The organism is Collinsella sp. BG-O-102, from assembly GCF_023656745.1.
In the GTDB taxonomy this organism is placed as follows: Bacteria; Actinomycetota; Coriobacteriia; order Coriobacteriales; family Coriobacteriaceae; genus Collinsella.
In genome coordinates this window covers 1-17070 of the sequence record NZ_JAMOKO010000027.1, presented here as the reverse complement: position 1 = coordinate 17070, position 17070 = coordinate 1, and the positions used below count along the sequence as shown (strand labels likewise).

Below are 17070 nucleotides of genomic sequence, written 5' to 3'. Positions count from 1 at the left end.
AGCGGGCGGCGGGATCAACCGAAGAGGAAACCAAGCGGGGGCGCCAGGCGCCCGGATGCGTCATGCCGAAATGGCGCGAAGCACGCGGTTGACAAAACTATAGAGACACGTCCCAAAAAGACTACCCTGCTAGTTTGGTAAAATACCGCCGCACTTGGGAACGGATGGGCTCCGGTGGGCTCCGCGGTCCTCAAAACCGTTGCGAGGCGTGCAAAACGTCTTGGATGTGTTCGATTCACATACGTTCCCGCCATACGCTACCAGCGCTTTTGTGCTCGCGGTCTTGCTGCGTGCCGCAAAGGCGCTGTTTTGTTTTTGCACGAGCTTTTCGTAGCGCCGCTATTTCGGCGGCGGTATTTAGCTTCGTGCATAGGGTTTCGAGCATGCCGATGGGGGTGTTTTGCCGTATGACTACCGTAAGACGAGCCGATCTTTCTTGCGTCGTCCAGGCGGGCGGGCTGTCGTCGCGCATGGGTTGCGACAAGGCGCGCATGACGTTTTGCGGCGAGCCGCTCATCGAGCGCGTGCTGGGTCGGCTGGCGCAAGTTGCCGGTGAGTTAGTCGTGACGACTTCGCGTCCCAGCGAGCTTGCCTACCTTGAGGAGCGCGCGTTTGGCGGTCTGGTGCCGCGTGTGGTGGCGGACCTTGAGGGGTCGGCGGGCGCCATGCGCGGCATCGCGAGCTCGTTGGCCGCGGCCCGATTGCCGCTCGTGGCGATCGTCGCCTGCGATATGCCGTTTGTCTCGCCGGAACTCATCGGTGCGCTTGCCGATCGTACTGAGGCCGAGGCGCTCGACGTGTGCGTACCGCGCGAGGAGCGGGGGATTGAGCCGCTTTGTGCCGTCTGGCGCCGCGATGCGTGTGCGCCGGTTGCCCAAGAGCTGCTCGCCTGCGACCGTCAGCGCATTCGCTGCCTGATTAATCGCGTTCAGGCTGGTTATATGGATGAGCCGCAGATCGTTAAGGTCGCAGGCTCGACGCTCTGCTTCGAGAACGTCAATACGCCCGAGGAGTTTGCGGCAGCCGAGCTGCTCGCCTAGATCTGCACACATCAATGACGGGAGATGCCGTGTCACATGATATTTGCCCCGATACCGGGGAACCTTGCACTTGCGACGGGTCCGAGCCTTGCACCTGCGGCTGTGGCGGCTGTGGACATACGGCCGAGGAAGAGGCAGCGGCGGCTGCGTATCGCGAGTCGCACCGCGAGGCTTCGTCCGGTGACGCTCTCGACCACGAACGCAAGATTATCGTGTCGTTCGACAGCACTTTCGATGTGATGGAATGCGAACAGCTGTGTCTTGCCGCCGGTGTGCCCGGGCGCATCATGCCGCTGCCCGGCTCCATTACCGCAGGCTGCGGGCTGTGCTGGGCCATGCCATTCTCGGGCGATGCCCTCGCCGCCTTCCGTGCCGCCACCGAAGGCCGTATAACCCCCGCCGACTACCATCAGCTCGTCCTCTAACCACCAACACCACCACAAAGGTGCCCAATGTGGTGGTTTGGAACACGTGGACGAAACAGGTTTGAAACACGGGTTTTGCATGTCAGGCACTCAAAAACGCTTCTACCTGCATCGTAATCAAAACGAAACATCTGCTCGTCGGCTTATGCGAAACTTTGCTGCAACAGTGCGATATTATCCATACTCGATAAAGTTCGCGGCGCATAGGGTGCCGCGACCGACATTTTTCGTTTCCCATCATTGGAGGAAGCATGAGCTACACGCAGAAAGTTCTCGAAGAGCTCAAGGCCCGCTATCCCGAGCAGCCTGAGTTCATCCAGGCCGCGTCCGAGATCCTCGGCACCATCCAGCCGGCGCTCGACGCCCATCCCGAGTACGAGGAGGCCGCTCTGCTTGAGCGCCTCGTCGAGCCCGAGCGCATTGTCATGTTCCGTGTTCCCTGGGTCGACGACCAGGGCAAGGTTCAGGTCAACCGCGGCTATCGCGTCGAGTTCAACTCTGCCATTGGACCCTACAAGGGCGGCCTGCGCTTTAACCCGACGGTCACCCTGGGCATGCTCAAGTTCCTGGGTCTGGAGCAGATCCTCAAGAACAGCCTGACCACCCTTCCCATGGGCGGCGGCAAGGGCGGTTCCGACTTTGACCCCAAGGGCAAGTCCAACAACGAGATTATGCACTTCTGCCAGTCCTTCATGACCGAGCTCTATCGCCACATTGGCCCCAACACCGACGTTCCCGCCGGCGACCTGGGTGTTGGCGGCCGCGAGGTTGCCTACCTGTTCGGTCAGTACAAGCGCCTGACCAACGAGTGGACCGGCGTCCTTACCGGCAAGGGCCTTTCCTTTGGCGGCTCGCTCGCCCGTACCGAGGCCACCGGTTACGGTCTGGTTTACTTTGTGGACGAGTACCTCAAGAGCCGCGGCGACTCCTTCGAGGGCAAGAACGTCGTCGTTCATGGCTCCGGCAACGTCGCTATCTACGCCGTCCAGAAGGTCTCCCAGCTCGGCGGCAAGGTGCTGGCCTGCTCCGATACTCACGGCTGGGTCGAGGATCCCGACGGCATCGACTACACTGTGCTCGAGCATGTCTACAACAAGAAGCGCTCCGGCCACGACAAGGGCGTTACGCTCGCTATGTACGTCGACGAGAAGCCCAGTGCCACGTGGCACGAGGGCGACGGCCGTGGCGTGTGGCAGCTGCCCTGCGACATCGCGCTGCCCTGCGCTCGCGAGAACACGCTGCTGCTCGAGGACGCCCAGGCGCTCGTCGCCAACGGCTGCAAGGTGGTCGGCGAGGGCGCGAACATGCCCACGACCATCGAGGCCACGACCTACTTCCAGGAGAACGGCGTCGCCTTTATGCCCGGTAAGGCTGCCAACGCCGGCGGCGTGCTCGTGTCCGGCCTGGAGATGAGCCAGAACGCCGAGCACCTGTCCTGGACCTTCGAGGAGGTCGACGGCAAGCTCGAGCAGCTCATGCGCGGCATGTTCCACAACGTGGACGACACCGCCAAGGAGTACGGCCAGGAGGGCAACTTCGTCATGGGCGCCAACATCGCCGGCTTCCTGAAGGTCGCCGACGCCATGCTCGCCCAGGGCGTCTGCTAAATCTTCGCTCGATATAGCATGTGATGAGGCTCCCAGCTATTCCGGCTGGGAGCCTTTTCTATCCCAGAGGACTCCTCATAACTTGCGGTGAAATACGGACTGTTTAGCGTCCCAGAACGGCTAATCAGTCCGTATATCACCGCAAGTTATGGATGGGTGGGTGGATTTTGTCCTAAAACGGTGTGCGGCCCCTCGTTTGGTACACTTAAAAGTACTGGACAAGTGAAGAGATGGGGGAGAACGTGCTCAAGTTCGGTACCTACGTCCGTGTTGGAAACGCGGCCGAAGCCTATGAGCTCTTACAGAAGAACCGCAACAACAAGATTGTGGGCGGCGGCATCTGGATGCGCCTGGGTTCGCGTCGCGTGGCGACGGCGATTGACCTTTCGGCCTGCGGACTCGATCAGATCGAGGAGACCGAGACCGAATTTCGCATCGGCGCCATGTGCACCCTGCGTCAGCTCGAGCGTCATGCCGGGCTCAACGCGCTTGTCAACAATGTCTTTGAGTTCGCTGTCCACGACATCGTGGGCGTGCAGCTGCGCAATACCGCCACGGTGGGCGGCAGCATCTACGGCCGCTTTGGCTTCTCGGACGTTCTCTCCGCCTTTCTCGCGCTCGATTCCTATGTTGAGTTGACGGGCGCCGGCCGCGTGCCGCTCGCCGAGTTCGCGGACATGGGCTATGTGCGCGACGTGATCGAGCACGTGGTGGTCGTCAAGCACGATTACCGTGCCAGCTATGAGGCCGTGCGCAAGGCCGCGACCGACTTCCCCTCGCTGAACGTTACCGCCGCCTGGTGGGACGGCTCCTGGCATGTCACCGTGGGTGCCCGTCCGCTGCGTGCGACCCTGCTGCAGGGCGAGGCATGCGGTCTGGTGAACGAGCAACCTTCCGAGGACGAGCTTCGCGCCCTGGCCGCATCCGTGCGCGCGCTGAGCTACGGCACCAACCTGTGGGGCTCGGCAGACTACCGCCGCCGCATCTCGGCCCCGCTCGCCATCCAGGCTGTGCGCCGCGCCGCCGGCATTGAGCTTTCGGCCGCGCTTGCCCGCGAGCTCGAGACCGTGCAAGTGCCTAAGTTTGCCACGGACGAGTATTCCTGCCGCCGCGTGCCCGGCGTCGATTCTAGCGAGGTGTGCTAATGGCTGCCAAACTCATCGATCTTTCCTTTACGCTCAACGGCCGCAAGGTCAAGGTTCAGATTGCCCCCGACACCATGCTCTTTGCACTGCTGCGCGAGCAGGGCTGTGCGTCGGTGCGCTGCGCCTGTGAGACCACCAACTGCGGCCTGTGCACGGTGTGGCTCGACGGCGACCCGGTGCTGAGTTGCTCGGTTCCCGCCGCTCGCGTCGAGGGCCACACCATCACCACGCTCGAAGGCCTCAAAGCCGAGTCCGAGGCACTGGCCCGCGCGATGGCTGCCGAAGGTGCCGAGCAGTGCGGTTTTTGCGCCCCCGGCCTTATCATGAACGTGCTGGCGCTTGCCCGCGCCGCCAAGGAGGACCCGAGCCTCGTCGCCACGCGCGAGGAACTCTCGCGCCAGCTCGCCGGCAACCTCTGCCGTTGCAGCGGCTACGAGAGTCAGCTGCGCGCCATCGTCCGCTTTCTCAATGAGTCCGGCGTGCAGGTGGGCTTTGAGATGCCCGAACTGCCGGTCAATAACACCAGCTCCGATGGTGTCGCATACAAGCAGATTACCCACAAGCAGCCCAAGAAGGACTCGAAGGCACTGCTCGAGGGTCGTCCCGTCTACACGGGCGACCTGGTACCTGCCGGTGCGCTCATCGTCAAACTCAAGCGCAGCCCCTATGCCCGCGCCAAGATTTGCTCCATCGATACGTCGCGCGCACTGAAGGTGCCCGGCGTGGTGGGCGTCTACACCTACGAGGACGTGCCCCAGCGCCGCTTTACCATCGCCGGTCAGAGCTATCCGCAGCCGAGTCCCTACGACCGCCTGATTCTCGAGAACCTCGTGCGCTACCAAAACGAGGAGGTGGCGATTGTCGCCGCCGAGACCGAGGAGGCCGCCGACAAGGCACTCAAGCTCATCAAGGTCGACTACGAGGTGCTCGAGCCGCTGCTCGACTTTACCCAGGCGCTCGATAACGACATCGTGGTCCACCCCGAGGGCGACGTGACCTTTATGTTCCCGCAGGGCGGCGACGTGTCCCGCAACCTGGTGTGCAGCGGTACCAGCGATTTTGGCAACCTTGACGAGGCGTTCGCCCAGAGCGACATCGTGTTCACCCGCACCTACACCAGCCAGGCCACGCAGACCGCGCCCATGGAAACCTTCCGCGCCTTCGCGACGACCGACGCGTTTGGGCGTATCTCGGTGACCACCTCCACGCAGGTGCCCTTCCACGTGCGCCGCATGGTCGCGCAGTCGCTCGATATCCCGCAGTCGCAGGTGCAGGTCATTAAGCCGCGCATCGGCGGCGGCTTTGGCTCCAAGCAGACGGGCTGCTGCGAGATCTTCGTGGCGTTCGTGACCCAGCAGACCGGTCGTCCGAGCTACTGCTGCTACACCCGCGAGGAGACCATCACCGCGGGCAACTCGCGACATCAGATGCAGATGACCGTCAAGTTGGGCGCCATGAACGACGGCACCATCACGGCCATCGACCTACATACGCTGTCCAACGCCGGCGCCTATGGCGAGCATGCCACCACGACGATCGGCCTTTCGGGCCACAAGAGCCTGCCCATCTACAACCATGTGAAGGCGAGCCGCTTTAGCTGGGACGCCGTCTACACCAATACCAACCGCGGCGGCGCGTATCGCGGCTACGGTGCCACCCAGGGCCAGTTTGCCGTGGAGAGCGCCGTCAACGAGCTCGCCGACATGCTGCACATGGATCCCGCCGACTTGCGCCTTAAGAACATCGTGCACGAGGGCGAGGTCATGCCGCAGTACTACAACGAGAAGCTCAACGCCTGCGCGCTCGACCGCTGCCTGCTGCGCGCGATGGACATGATCGGCTGGCGCGACAAGCCGCTGGCCGTGGACCTGGGCGACCGCGTGCGCGCCCTGGGCTGTGCGCTCACCATGCAGGGCTCGGGTATCTCCAATGTGGATATCGCCGGCATCGACATGCGCCTTGAAGAGGACGGCTTCATTACCATCGGCACCGGCGCCACCGATAACGGCATGGGCGTCGACACGATTCTGGCGCAGATTGCCGCCGAGGAGCTGGGCGTGGAGAGCTCGCTTATCGTGGTGCGCGGCGTGGACACCGACGTGTCGCCGTTTGACGCCGGCTCGTACGCGAGCTCGGGTACGTACGTGACGGGCCTTGCAGCCAAGAATGCCGCGACCGAGCTGCGCGAGAAGATCTGCGCCAAGGCCGCCCAGATGTGGGACGTGGACGCCGCCGATGTGGTCTTTGATGGTCAGTACGTGCGCCTGTCCGACGAGCGTGCCGCGCGCGAGCAGAACCGCTACCTCACGCTGCGCGACTTTGCCAACCTGTGCGTCAAGAACATCGCGGGCGGCGACGCGCTCACCTCGCATGCCTCTGCCTGCCTGCCCGTTTCGCCTCCGCCGTTTATGGCCGGCATTGCCGAGGTCGAGGTCGACAAGGCCACCGGCAAGGTGACCGTGGTGGACTACGCGGCGGCCGTCGATTGCGGCACCGTGATCAACGAGGCGCTCGCGCGCGTCCAGGCCGAGGGCGGCATTGCCCAGGGCATCGGTCACGCGCTCTACGAGATCGTCGAGCACGATGACCGCGGCCGCCTGCGCACCGGCAACTTTATGAGCTACAAGCTGCCCACGCGCCTGGATATCGGCAGCATTCGCGTGGCATTTGAGCCGAGCTACGAGCCGACGGGCCCGTTTGGCGCCAAGTCGATCGGCGAGGTCGTCATCAACACGCCGCTCGCCGCCGTTGCCTCGGCCGTGGCGCACGCCACCGGCCACCAGGTGCGCTCGCTGCCCATCACGCCCGAGAAGGCCCTGCTGGGGGAGTAACAGGTCAGCGAACAAGTCGTAATTGGCGGGGCGGGGCAACTCGTCCCGCCTTTTGCACTCGTGGTGAGGTCGTGAGCCTGTAAAAGGTGTGCGTGCGCTTGCCGTTCGTATCTGCTATCATTCCTAGTCTGTGCGCTCATGCGGGCGTGGCGGAATTGGTAGACGCGCCAGATTTAGGTTCTGGTGGGATTCCCGTGAAGGTTCGAGTCCTTTCGCCCGCACCAACGCACCCGCGTCGGCTTATGCCCTCGCGACGCTTGTTGCATAAAGGTACCAGCACCTCAGATAAGCTGGGCAGTATGAGGAGGAACGTGTTGAACATCACCGCTTCTGACGTCAAGGACGCCAAGCTCACCGCTACGGTCACCATCCCGGCCGCCGACGTCGACGCCGCGATTAAGAAGGCTTACAAGGACACCGCCAAGAAGTACCGCTTCCCGGGCTTCCGTGCCGGCAAGGCCCCCCGTCCGGTCATCGACTCCGCTCTTGGCGCCGAGGCTACCCTCGCTCAGGCCACCAACGACCTTATCGCCGCCAACGAGCCCGCCGTCCTCAACGAGCTGGACATCGTCCCCACCAAGAACGGTGACTACAAGGAGCTCGACCTCGCCAAGGATCACGAGGACTACACCTACACCGTCGAGTTCTCCCTGCGTCCTGCTGCTGAGCTCTCCTCCTTCGACGCTGTCGAGATCGAGATGCCCCCTGCGGAGGTCACCGAGTCCGAGATCAACAACCAGGTCGAGATGCTCCTCAACTACCGTGCCACCTTCGAGGACGTCGAGGGTCGCGCCGTCGAGGCCGAGGATTACGTCACCGTCGACCTCAAGGCCGTCGAGAACGCCGACAACTTCGCTGCCGAGGGCCGCATGCTCATCGCCGGTAGCGACAGCAACCCCGCTGAGTTCAACGAGGCCCTGATCGGCGCCAACGTTGGCGACGTCAAGTCCGTCACCTGGACCGACGAGGTCGAGGAGGGCGAGGAGGCCGAGACCCACACCGTCGAGGTCACCGTCAAGGGCATCAAGGTCCGCAACACCCCCGAGCTCACCGACGAGCTCGTCAAGTCCGACTTTGGCTTCGACAGCATCGACGCTATGCGCGACGCCATCAAGATCGAGATCGAGCAGGACAAGGCTTCCCGCCTCCCGGCCGAGAAGGAGAACCGTTGCGTCTCCGCTCTCGCCGAGCGCCTGCAGCTCGACGAGATGGACGCCGACTACGAGCAGTCCGTCTTTGAGGAACTTGGCCAGAACTTCCTGTCCAACCTCGCTGCCCGCGGCATGACCCTGGACACCTGGCTGCCGGCTTCCGGCCTGACCATGGAGCAGTTCATCGGCGACCTGCACAAGCAGGCCAACGACGTTGCCCGTGAGTCCCTGGCTCTCGACGCCCTCGCCCGCGAGCTCAAGATTGAGGTCACCGAGGACGACATCAACGCCGAGTTCGAGAAGGCCGGCGTCAAGGACGTCGAGGCTTCCAAGGCCGAGTTCATCGCCGATGGCCGCATGCCTGCCGTCCGCGAGTCCATCCGTCGCTCCAAGGCCGTCGACCACTTGGTCGAGAACGCCAAGGTGACCGAGGTCGACGAGACCGCCAAGGACGCCGAGTAATTCTCGCCACCTTGCCCGCGAGCGCATGCACGCGCCCGTGATGGGGTAAAGTTATAAGCCGGTTATCCGGTTGCTTCGTACGGTGCCAGCCAATGCATAGCATGCGGGCACCGTACGTTTATCTAGAACCAATTTGGTCCGCAAGAGAGAAATGGAGATGCGTATGATCGCTAAGTTCGATTCCGCCCTCGTGCCATACGTTATCGAGCAGACGCCGCGCGGCGAGCGCAGCTACGATATCTATTCGCGCCTGCTCAACGACCGCATCATCTTCTTGGGCGAGGAGATCAACTCCGTCAGCGCCAATCTGGTCGTTGCCCAGCTGCTGCATCTTGAGAGCCAGGATGCCGAGAAGGATATCTCGCTCTACATCAATTCGCCCGGTGGTGAGGTCTACTCCGGCCTGGCGATTCTTGACACCATGAACTTCATTAAGCCGCAGGTCTCCACCATCTGCGTCGGTATGGCCGCGTCCATGGCCGCCGTGCTGCTTTCGGCCGGCGCCAAGGGCAAGCGCTTCTGCCTGCCGCACTCCAAGGTCATGATTCACCAGCCCAGCGGCGGTGCCCAGGGTCAGCAGACCGAGATCGAGATCGTGGCCGAGGAGATCAAGAAGACTCGCCGCGAGCTCAACCAGATCCTGTCCGACGCCTCGGGCCAGCCCATCGAGAAGGTCCAGGCCGACACCGAGCGTGACAACTACCTGACCGCTGCCGAGGCCCTCGACTACGGCCTGATCGACCGTATCGTCACCTCGCGCGATCTCGCCGCGAAGGACGCCTAGGATGGCCGGTAACATGCAGGACAACTTTGACGAGAACGGCAACCCCATCCGCTGCTCCTTCTGCGGAAAAGAGCAGGGCCAGGTTCGTCGCCTTGTAAAGGGTCCGACCAACATCTTTATCTGTGACGAGTGCGTCGCCGCCTGTTCCGAGATTCTGGAGGAGTCGCTGGCTTCGGACTTTATGGACGCTGCCCGTAATGGTAAGCTGCCGGGCTTCCTCAACGATCACGGCCAGGCTGCCGGGCAGCCTGCCATGGATCCCGAGGCCGAGGGCTTTGAGCTTGAGGACGACGCCCGTCAGGTCATTACGCATGTGCCGACGCCGCACGAGATCTATGACGAGCTTTCGGCCTATGTTATGGGCCAGGAGGACGCCAAGCGCGCCATGTCGGTTGCCGTGTACAACCATTACCGCCGCGTCATCGAGGGCGGCGCTGCGCTTTCGGCCTTTGACGACGGCTTGGACTCGCAGCTCGACGATGATATGGACGAGGTGGAGCTCGCCAAGTCCAACATTTTGCTGCTCGGTCCCACCGGCACCGGTAAGACGCTGCTCGCCCAGACGCTTGCGCGCATCCTCGAGGTGCCGTTTGCCATCGCCGACGCCACCGCGCTCACCGAGGCCGGTTACGTGGGCGAGGATGTGGAGAACATCCTGCTCAAGCTTATCAACGCCGCCGATGGCGATATCGAGCGCGCGCAGGTCGGCATTATCTATGTGGACGAGATCGACAAGATCGCCCGCAAGGCCGAGAACCTCTCCATCACCCGCGATGTTTCGGGCGAGGGCGTTCAGCAGGCGCTGCTTAAGATCCTTGAGGGCACGGTGGCAAGCGTTCCGCCCACCGGCGGCCGCAAGCATCCTCAACAGGAGCTGCTGCAGATCGACACGACCAACATTCTGTTTATCTGCGGCGGGGCCTTTGTGGGTCTGGACAAGATCATCGCCGATCGCGTGGGCAACAAGGGCGTGGGATTTAACTCCGAGATCGCCGGCCCCACCTCGGTCGACGAGAACGACCTGCTGCGCCAGGTGCTCCCGCAGGACCTCAACGCCTTTGGCATGATCCCCGAGTTTGTGGGACGTACGCCCGTCGTCACCCAGACGCAGGCGCTCGACGAGGACGACCTGGTGTCGATCCTGACCGAGCCCAAGAACGCCGTGGTGCGTCAGTACCGCAAGATGTTCCAGCTCGAGGACGTTGAGCTGGAGTTTGAGGACGCCGCCCTGCACGAGATCGCCCGCATGGCGCTCGCTCGCAAGACTGGCGCCCGCGGCCTGCGCTCCATCTGCGAGGACGTGCTGCAGCAGACGATGTTCGACCTCCCCAGCGAGGAGGGCGTCACCAAGGTTATCGTGACCGAAGCCTCCGTAAAGGGCGAAGAACAGCCCCAGCGTATCTACGGCTAAACCAGCCTAAAACGTGTTTGCAAATAGCCTCTGACCATCCGCGGTCGGAGGCTATTTTATAGATACGCAATAACCCCAACTACCTGTGCTATTCTGTGTGTTTGTTTAAGCCAAAGCGAAGTCAATTCAGACTGAAGTAATCGATACCTAAGGCGTGTCCGCCTGCTTGGTTTTCGTAGATTCCGCACGAGCCGAAGAGCACTAAATGTGCTCTTCGTGCGAGCCCAGGACCTGACCGAGCGAAAACCAAGCAGGCGGACACGCCGACGGGCAAGGGAGAGATATATGGAAGAAATGCCCAAGAACTACGATCCGTCGACCAACGAGCCGGCGATCCTGCAGAAGTGGCTCGACGGCGGCTACTACAAGCGCCGTGAGGGCGTGGGCGACTGCACCGTCACCATTCCGCCTCCCAACGTGACTGGCAAGCTCCACATGGGCCACGCCACCGATGACTCTATCCAGGATGCCATTGTCCGTATGGCCCGCATGCGCGGCAAGTCCACGCGCTGGGTGCTGGGTACCGACCACGCCGGTATCGCCACGCAGACCAAGGTCGACAAGAAGCTCAAGAGCGAGGGCATCAGTCGCCTGGAGATTGGTCGCGACAAGTTTGTCGACGCCTGCTGGGATTGGACCCACGAGTACGGCGGCATCATCGTCGAGCAGATCAAGCGCATGGGCTGCTCCGTCGACTTTGATAACGAGCGCTTTACAATGGACGAGGACTACGCCCAGGCCGTGCGTAAGGTCTTCTGCGACTGGTACCACGACGGTCTGATCTATCGCGGCAAGCGCATCGTCAACTGGTGCCCCAACTGCACCACCGCCATCTCGGACGACGAGGCCGAGTACAAGGACGAGAAGGGCCACCTGTGGCACCTGCGCTACCCGCTGACCGAGCCGGTCAACGGCCAGGACTACATCGTCGTCGCCACCACGCGCCCCGAGACCATGCTCGGCGACACGGGCGTCGCCGTCTCCCCGAAGGACCCCGAGAAGGCCGCCTTTGTGGGTAAGACCGTCAAGCTCCCCATCGTCGACCGTGAAATCCCCATCTTTGAGGATTGGCATGTCGACGCCAACTTTGGTTCCGGCTTTGTCAAGGTTACCCCGGCCCACGACCCCAACGACTACGCCATGGGTCAGGCTCACGACCTGCCGCAGATCAACATCTTCGACGAGCACGCGGTGGTCGTCGAGGGCTATGGCGAGTTCACCGGCATGACCCGCGAGGAGTGCCGCGAGGCCGTCATCAAGTGGTTCGAGGAGCATGACCTGCTCGATCACGTCGAGGAGCACGACCACTCCGTCATGCACTGCTACCGTTGCGACGCCGCGCTTGAGCCATGGCTTTCCGAGCAGTGGTTTGTGGCCGTCGACAAGCTTAAGGGGCCGGCGCTCGACGCCGTCAACTCCGGCAAGGTCACCTTCCACCCCGCGCGCTGGACGCAGACCTATACCACCTGGATGGAGAACCTCAAGGACTGGTGCATCAGCCGCCAGCTGTGGTGGGGCCACCGTATCCCCGTGTTCTACTGCGAGGACTGCGGCTGGGAGGACGCCCTCACCGAGGACACCGATGTGTGCCCCAAGTGCGGCGGCCATCACGTACACCAGGACGAGAACGTGTTGGACACCTGGTTCAGCTCTCAGCTGTGGACTTTCGCCACGCAGGGCTGGCCGCAAAAGCCGGAGCTGCTCGAGGGCCATCATCCCACGACGGCACTCGTCACCGCGCGCGACATCATCGCGCTGTGGGTCGCCCGCATGGTCATGAGCTCGCTGTACTTCCTGGACGAGGTGCCGTTTAAGGACGTCGTCATCTACCCGACGATCCTTGCCAAGGACGGCAGCCGCATGTCCAAGTCCAAGGGCAACGGCGTTGACCCCATGGACCTCATTGGCATGTACGGCGCCGACGCCATGCGCTACAATCTGCTCACGCTGTGCACCAACAACCAGGACGTCAAGTTCGACGCGAACATCGACAAGAAGACCAGGAAGCTTATCGACAGCCCGCGCACCGAGCAGGCCAAGTCGTTCGTCACCAAGATCTGGAACGCCAGCCGCTTCTTGCTCATGAACATGGAGGGCTACACGCCCGGCGAGCCCGTCGTGGAGACGCCGGCCGACGCTTGGATGTTCAGCCGCCTGGCAAAGGCCGTGAAGATGGTCACCGAGGGCATTGAGAACTACACCTTTGGCGACATGGCCCGCGGCGTGCAGCAGTTCTTCTGGAACGAGGTCTGCGACTGGTACGTCGAGGTCACCAAGGCCCGCCTGAAGGGCGAAGGTCGTCTGCAGGCCCAGCGCAACCTGATCTTTGTGCTCGACACCTCCATTCGCCTGATGCACCCGCTCATGCCGTTTGTTACCGAGGAGATCTGGGACAACATGCCGGCGAGCGTGCTCGACCTGGACGCCGAGGGCAACGTGGACCGTGCCGAGGCGCTCATGATCGCCAAGTGGCCGGAGCCCGCCGACTACGCCAAGTACGTCGACGAGCCCGCCGAGCGCGCGTTTGAGCTGTGCCGTGCCGTCGTTTCCGCCGCCCGCGCCACGCGTTCGCGTTACCGCTTGAGCCCCAAGGCCGAGCTCGACGTGGTCGTGCGCGCCGGTGCCGAGGACATCGAGAAGCTCGAGAGCCTGCGCTCGACCATCGAGCCGCTGGCCAACACCGCCTCGCTGGTCATGGGTACCGACGTTGAGAAGCCGGCTGCGAGCATCGCCGTGGTCGACAGCGACGTCGAGGTCTTTGTGGTGCTTGAGGGCAAGGTCGATCTTTCGGCCGAGAAGGCGCGCCTGGAGAAGGAGATCGCCGCGGCCCAGAAGGAGCTCGCCGGCTGCGAGAAGACGCTCGCCAACGAGGGCTTTGTGGCCAAGGCCGCGCCCGCGGTGGTCCAGAAGAAGAGGGACCGTGCAGCTGAGCTCAAGGAGATCCTGGCGGCGCTGACTGCTCAGGTTGCTGACTTCTCGTAAGGTTTGCTCTGGGGCGCGTCCCGACGCTTTGCTCGCTACTGCGAACAGTCCTGCGCAAGACGGACAGCACATTTAGTGCTGTCCTTTGCGTGCGGAACTTGTATCGAGCAAAGCGTCGGGCCGCTCCTAGTGCGGTTACGTGGTTGTTTGCATCTGGTAGGTTAGGACCACTGGGTTGTGGCCTTGATCTTGCTGCAAGCGGATAAAGGCTGATATTGTCAACACGAGGGGCTCATTCTTTTTGGTGGGCCTCTTTTTCTGTTATGGGGGACTTTGGGTTATGGCTAAGCGTTCTGGGTCGTATGTCGTTCCGTTCTCGTTTGAGTTGCTTTCGTTTGATGAGGCCGTGGGGCTTGCTGCTGATACGGGGCGGATTTCTGGGGATGCTGGTCCTTTGCTCGAGACGGTTGTCGATATGCTCGATGAGCTGGGGCGTCCGGACGAGTATTTCGATAGCATCCAGGTTGCCGGTACCAATGGCAAGACTTCGACTACGCGTTTTTCTGCTGCCATTCTTCGTGGTGAGGGGCTCAAAACCGCGCTGTATACGTCGCCACAGCTGGTGCGCTATCCCGAGCGCATGGAGGTTGATGGGTGCGTCGTGAGCGACGAGGCCTTTGCCCGTGGCGTTTCGGCAGCTGTCGAGGCGGGGCATCGCGTGAATGCGCGCCGTGTGGCGGCAGGGGAGCGCGCCTATTCCATCACGCCGTTTGACCTGCTGACGGCTGCCGCACTTGTAGTGTTTGCCGAGGCCGCGGTGGATGTTGCCATGCTCGAGGTCGGCATGGGCGGACGTTGGGACGCCACGAGTGCGACCGATCCCGTCGCCGTTGCCATTACGGGCATTGGGCTCGATCACACACGCATTCTGGGCGATACGCTCGAGGCCATTGCGGGGGAGAAGGCTGCGGTCATTAAGCCCGGACGCCTGGTTGTGCTGGGCGAGGGCACGCACGAGGCGAGCGTTCAGCGCGTGATGGATGCCCGTTGTCGCGAGTGCGGCATTGTGCCGCTGGTGGTGAACCATGCCACGACCAAGGTGCCGGAGCACGTGGGCGATACGGTTGAGTTTAGCTGCACCACGCCGCGTGCGATCTATACGTCGAGCATGGTCAAGCCGGCCTATCAGCCGCAGAATGCTGCGTGCGCGATTATGCTCTGCGAGGGGTATCTGGGTCGCGAGCTCGATCATGACAAGCTCGATGCCTCGCTTATGGGTTGCCCCACACCGGGTCGTTTTGACGTGCTGGGGACCGATCCGCTCAAGCTGATCGATGCCTGCCATAACCCTCAGAGCTGCGAGAACTTTGTAAGCGCGCTGGACGAGATTGACCCGTACGTTGAGAATCGCCCCACGCTGCTGTGCGCCGCGCTGGCCGATAAGGACGTGGCGGGTATCGTTGACGTTCTGGTTCCGGCGTTCCCCCGCGTGGTCGTGACCCAGACCGATTCCGATCGTGCCCTGCCGGCAGAGGAGCTCGCTGCCTTGGTGGACGCTGACAAGCTGGCGGGCGTGTACCCCAGCGTGTCCAAGGCCCTCGCGGCCTTCGATGCCGCGGGCGAGCCCTTCGTAGCAGCCGGCACCATCACCCTAGCCGGCGAAGTAGCCGGTCTGCTCCGCTAACCCATCCCCTCATCAGTTGCGGTGAAATGGGGACTGTTTTATGGGCTAGAAGCCTTAAACAGTCCGTATATCACCGCAACTCAAAAGCAGCTAATTTGGGATGGGGCCATTTTGGCTGTCCTGTGCCCCGAGTTGACTCGCTTGCCACGAAATGGGCCTATTTACTACGTTTGACCGGCAACCCTCGACCATACCGAGAATTGCGAAATCAAAACTGCAGGTAGAGGGCCTGCCATTTTTCAAAAAAGACCCGCATGGTCGACCCATGCGGGTTAAACGTAGTAGATAGCTCGTTTTCGTGGCGCGACGTAATCGCAATGTGACAAAGGGGCTGTCCCTTTGTCACATTGGCTAGTCTAGGCGGACGGGATCGTGGGGGTATGCGTTGAGAATCTCGACGCCGGACTCGGTAACTAGGGCCAAGTCCTCGATGCGGACGCCGGTGCGGCCGGGGAGGTAGATGCCCGGCTCGATGGAGAACGTCATGCCCGGCTCTACGACTTGCTCGTTGACAAGCGAAACGTCGCCTGGCTCGTGGTCCTGCAGACCAATCGAGTGTCCCAGGCGATGAGTAAAGTACTGCCCATAGCCCGCATCCTCAATCACGTCGCGCGCGGCGCGGTCCAGGTCGCACATGCGCACGCCCGGTGCGATGAGCGCCTCGGCGGTCTCGTTGGCGCGGCGCACGATGTCGTAGATGCGAGCCGTCTCCTCGTCCGGCTCGCCCCAAAAGAACGTGCGCGTCATGTCCGAGCAGTAGTTGCGGTGGCGTCCGCCAATGTCGAACAGCACCACGTCGCCGCGCTTGAGTACGGTGTTGTCGGGCTCGTGATGCGGGTCTCCGGCGTTGGCACCAAAGCTTACGATGGGCGGAAAGCTAAAGCCCTCGCAGTTGTGCTTGCGGTACAGGCCGAGCATCTGGTCGGCAATTTCGCGCTCCGTCACGCCCTCGTGAACGAGCTTGATGGCGTCGGCCATCACGGCGTCGTTGGCGGCCGAGGATGCGCGCATGAGCTCCTGCTCGGCTTCGTCCTTGTGGGTGCGTGCAGCGGTGACGGCAAAGTCGCCCAGGAAGAACTCGCTCGCTGCATGACGATCCATAAGGGGCATCAAAAAGCCGGAACGCATGACGGTGTCGATGCCGAGCGGCTTAGTCGGATTGACCTCTCGTGCGATGGCATTGGTCACGACGTCGGTATCGGTGTGGTAGGCCACGCGGGCATTGTCGTACTCTGGCAGCTGATGCAGGGCGTTAACCAAGATTACGGGCTCGGCATCGCGCGCGAGCAGCACGCCGCAAAAACGCTCGAACATATCGGCATAAAAGCCGGTTAGATAGTAGATCGACCATGGGTCGTTTACGAGCAGCTGCGCGCCGGGGTGCTGAGCCTCGAGCGCATCGAGCACGCGCGCCACGCGCTGGTCATCGACATGTGCCATACATCGTCCTTTCGCTAGGTTGCCACCATGGTATCCCCAATGCCAGGGTAGTCAATTTGGGACGTGTCTCTATAGTTTTGTCAACCGCGTGCTTCGCGCCATTTCGGCATGACGCATCCGGGCGCCTGGCGCCCCCGCTTGGTTTCCTCTTCGGTTGATCCCGCCGCC

11 protein-coding genes and 2 tRNA genes are annotated in these 17070 nt (G+C 62.4%); 12 read left to right on the top strand and 1 reads right to left on the bottom strand.

Annotation, left to right across the window (positions count from 1 at the left end; genetic code table 11):
* Positions 1 to 156 precede the first annotated feature (156 nt).
* From NBH09_RS09675 to NBH09_RS09620, 12 genes are all read left to right on the top strand, one after another.
* A tRNA-Sec gene (locus tag NBH09_RS09675) sits at positions 157 to 253 on the top strand.
* Positions 254 to 407: 154 nt separating this feature from the next.
* The gene (gene mobA / locus NBH09_RS09670; RefSeq protein WP_250787826.1) at positions 408 to 1040 is read left to right on the top strand and encodes a molybdenum cofactor guanylyltransferase; all 633 of its coding nucleotides are present in this window, start codon (positions 408 to 410) and stop codon (positions 1038 to 1040) included.
* A gap of 29 nt (positions 1041 to 1069) precedes the next feature.
* On the top strand, positions 1070 to 1465 hold the full coding sequence (locus tag NBH09_RS09665) for a putative Se/S carrier protein (RefSeq protein WP_250787825.1): 396 nt from the start codon (positions 1070 to 1072) through the stop codon (positions 1463 to 1465).
* Between the two features lie 251 nt (positions 1466 to 1716).
* Positions 1717 to 3072 carry an NADP-specific glutamate dehydrogenase gene (gene gdhA, locus NBH09_RS09660; protein WP_250787824.1) on the top strand — a complete coding sequence of 452 codons (1356 nt, stop codon included), beginning with the start codon at positions 1717 to 1719 and terminating at the stop codon, positions 3070 to 3072.
* A 242-nt stretch (positions 3073 to 3314) separates the two neighbouring features.
* Complete coding sequence (locus NBH09_RS09655) at positions 3315 to 4217, top strand: FAD binding domain-containing protein (protein ID WP_250787823.1); 903 nt, start codon at positions 3315 to 3317, stop codon at positions 4215 to 4217.
* Positions 4217 to 7048: a molybdopterin-dependent oxidoreductase gene (locus NBH09_RS09650; RefSeq protein ID WP_250787822.1), complete on the top strand. Its 2832-nt coding sequence runs from the start codon at positions 4217 to 4219 to the stop codon at positions 7046 to 7048. The genes NBH09_RS09655 and NBH09_RS09650 overlap by 1 nt, the downstream gene beginning before the upstream one ends.
* 140 nt (positions 7049 to 7188) lie before the next feature.
* Positions 7189 to 7272, top strand: a tRNA-Leu gene (locus NBH09_RS09645).
* Between the two features lie 87 nt (positions 7273 to 7359).
* Complete coding sequence (gene tig / locus NBH09_RS09640) at positions 7360 to 8661, top strand: trigger factor (RefSeq protein WP_250787821.1); 1302 nt, start codon at positions 7360 to 7362, stop codon at positions 8659 to 8661.
* Between the two features lie 163 nt (positions 8662 to 8824).
* Complete coding sequence (locus NBH09_RS09635; RefSeq protein ID WP_022095182.1) at positions 8825 to 9445, top strand: ATP-dependent Clp protease proteolytic subunit; 621 nt, start codon at positions 8825 to 8827, stop codon at positions 9443 to 9445.
* Position 9446: 1 nt separating this feature from the next.
* A complete protein-coding gene (gene clpX / locus NBH09_RS09630) occupies positions 9447 to 10856 on the top strand; it encodes an ATP-dependent Clp protease ATP-binding subunit ClpX (RefSeq protein ID WP_161194141.1) in 1410 nt (469 codons plus the stop codon).
* A gap of 285 nt (positions 10857 to 11141) precedes the next feature.
* A complete protein-coding gene (locus tag NBH09_RS09625; RefSeq protein ID WP_250787820.1) occupies positions 11142 to 13838 on the top strand; it encodes a valine--tRNA ligase in 2697 nt (898 codons plus the stop codon).
* A gap of 280 nt (positions 13839 to 14118) precedes the next feature.
* Positions 14119 to 15462: a bifunctional folylpolyglutamate synthase/dihydrofolate synthase gene (locus NBH09_RS09620; protein ID WP_250787819.1), complete on the top strand. Its 1344-nt coding sequence runs from the start codon at positions 14119 to 14121 to the stop codon at positions 15460 to 15462.
* A gap of 351 nt (positions 15463 to 15813) precedes the next feature.
* Here NBH09_RS09620 and NBH09_RS09615 read toward each other — a convergent pair whose 3' ends face one another.
* Positions 15814 to 16902, bottom strand: coding sequence for a M24 family metallopeptidase (locus tag NBH09_RS09615; protein WP_250787818.1), 1089 nt, complete (start codon positions 16900 to 16902; stop codon positions 15814 to 15816).
* Positions 16903 to 17070: the final 168 nt, after the last annotated feature.

Coding starts and splice junctions, on each gene's coding strand:
- mobA (WP_250787826.1), top strand. CDS start 408: ATGACTACCGTAAGACGAGCCGATCTTTCTTGCGTCGTCCAGGCGGGC.
- gdhA (WP_250787824.1), top strand. CDS start 1,717: ATGAGCTACACGCAGAAAGTTCTCGAAGAGCTCAAGGCCCGCTATCCC.
- NBH09_RS09650 (WP_250787822.1), top strand. CDS start 4,217: ATGGCTGCCAAACTCATCGATCTTTCCTTTACGCTCAACGGCCGCAAG.
- NBH09_RS09635 (WP_022095182.1), top strand. CDS start 8,825: ATGATCGCTAAGTTCGATTCCGCCCTCGTGCCATACGTTATCGAGCAG.
- clpX (WP_161194141.1), top strand. CDS start 9,447: ATGGCCGGTAACATGCAGGACAACTTTGACGAGAACGGCAACCCCATC.
- NBH09_RS09625 (WP_250787820.1), top strand. CDS start 11,142: ATGGAAGAAATGCCCAAGAACTACGATCCGTCGACCAACGAGCCGGCG.
- NBH09_RS09620 (WP_250787819.1), top strand. CDS start 14,119: ATGGCTAAGCGTTCTGGGTCGTATGTCGTTCCGTTCTCGTTTGAGTTG.
- NBH09_RS09615 (WP_250787818.1), bottom strand. CDS start 16,902: ATGGCACATGTCGATGACCAGCGCGTGGCGCGCGTGCTCGATGCGCTC.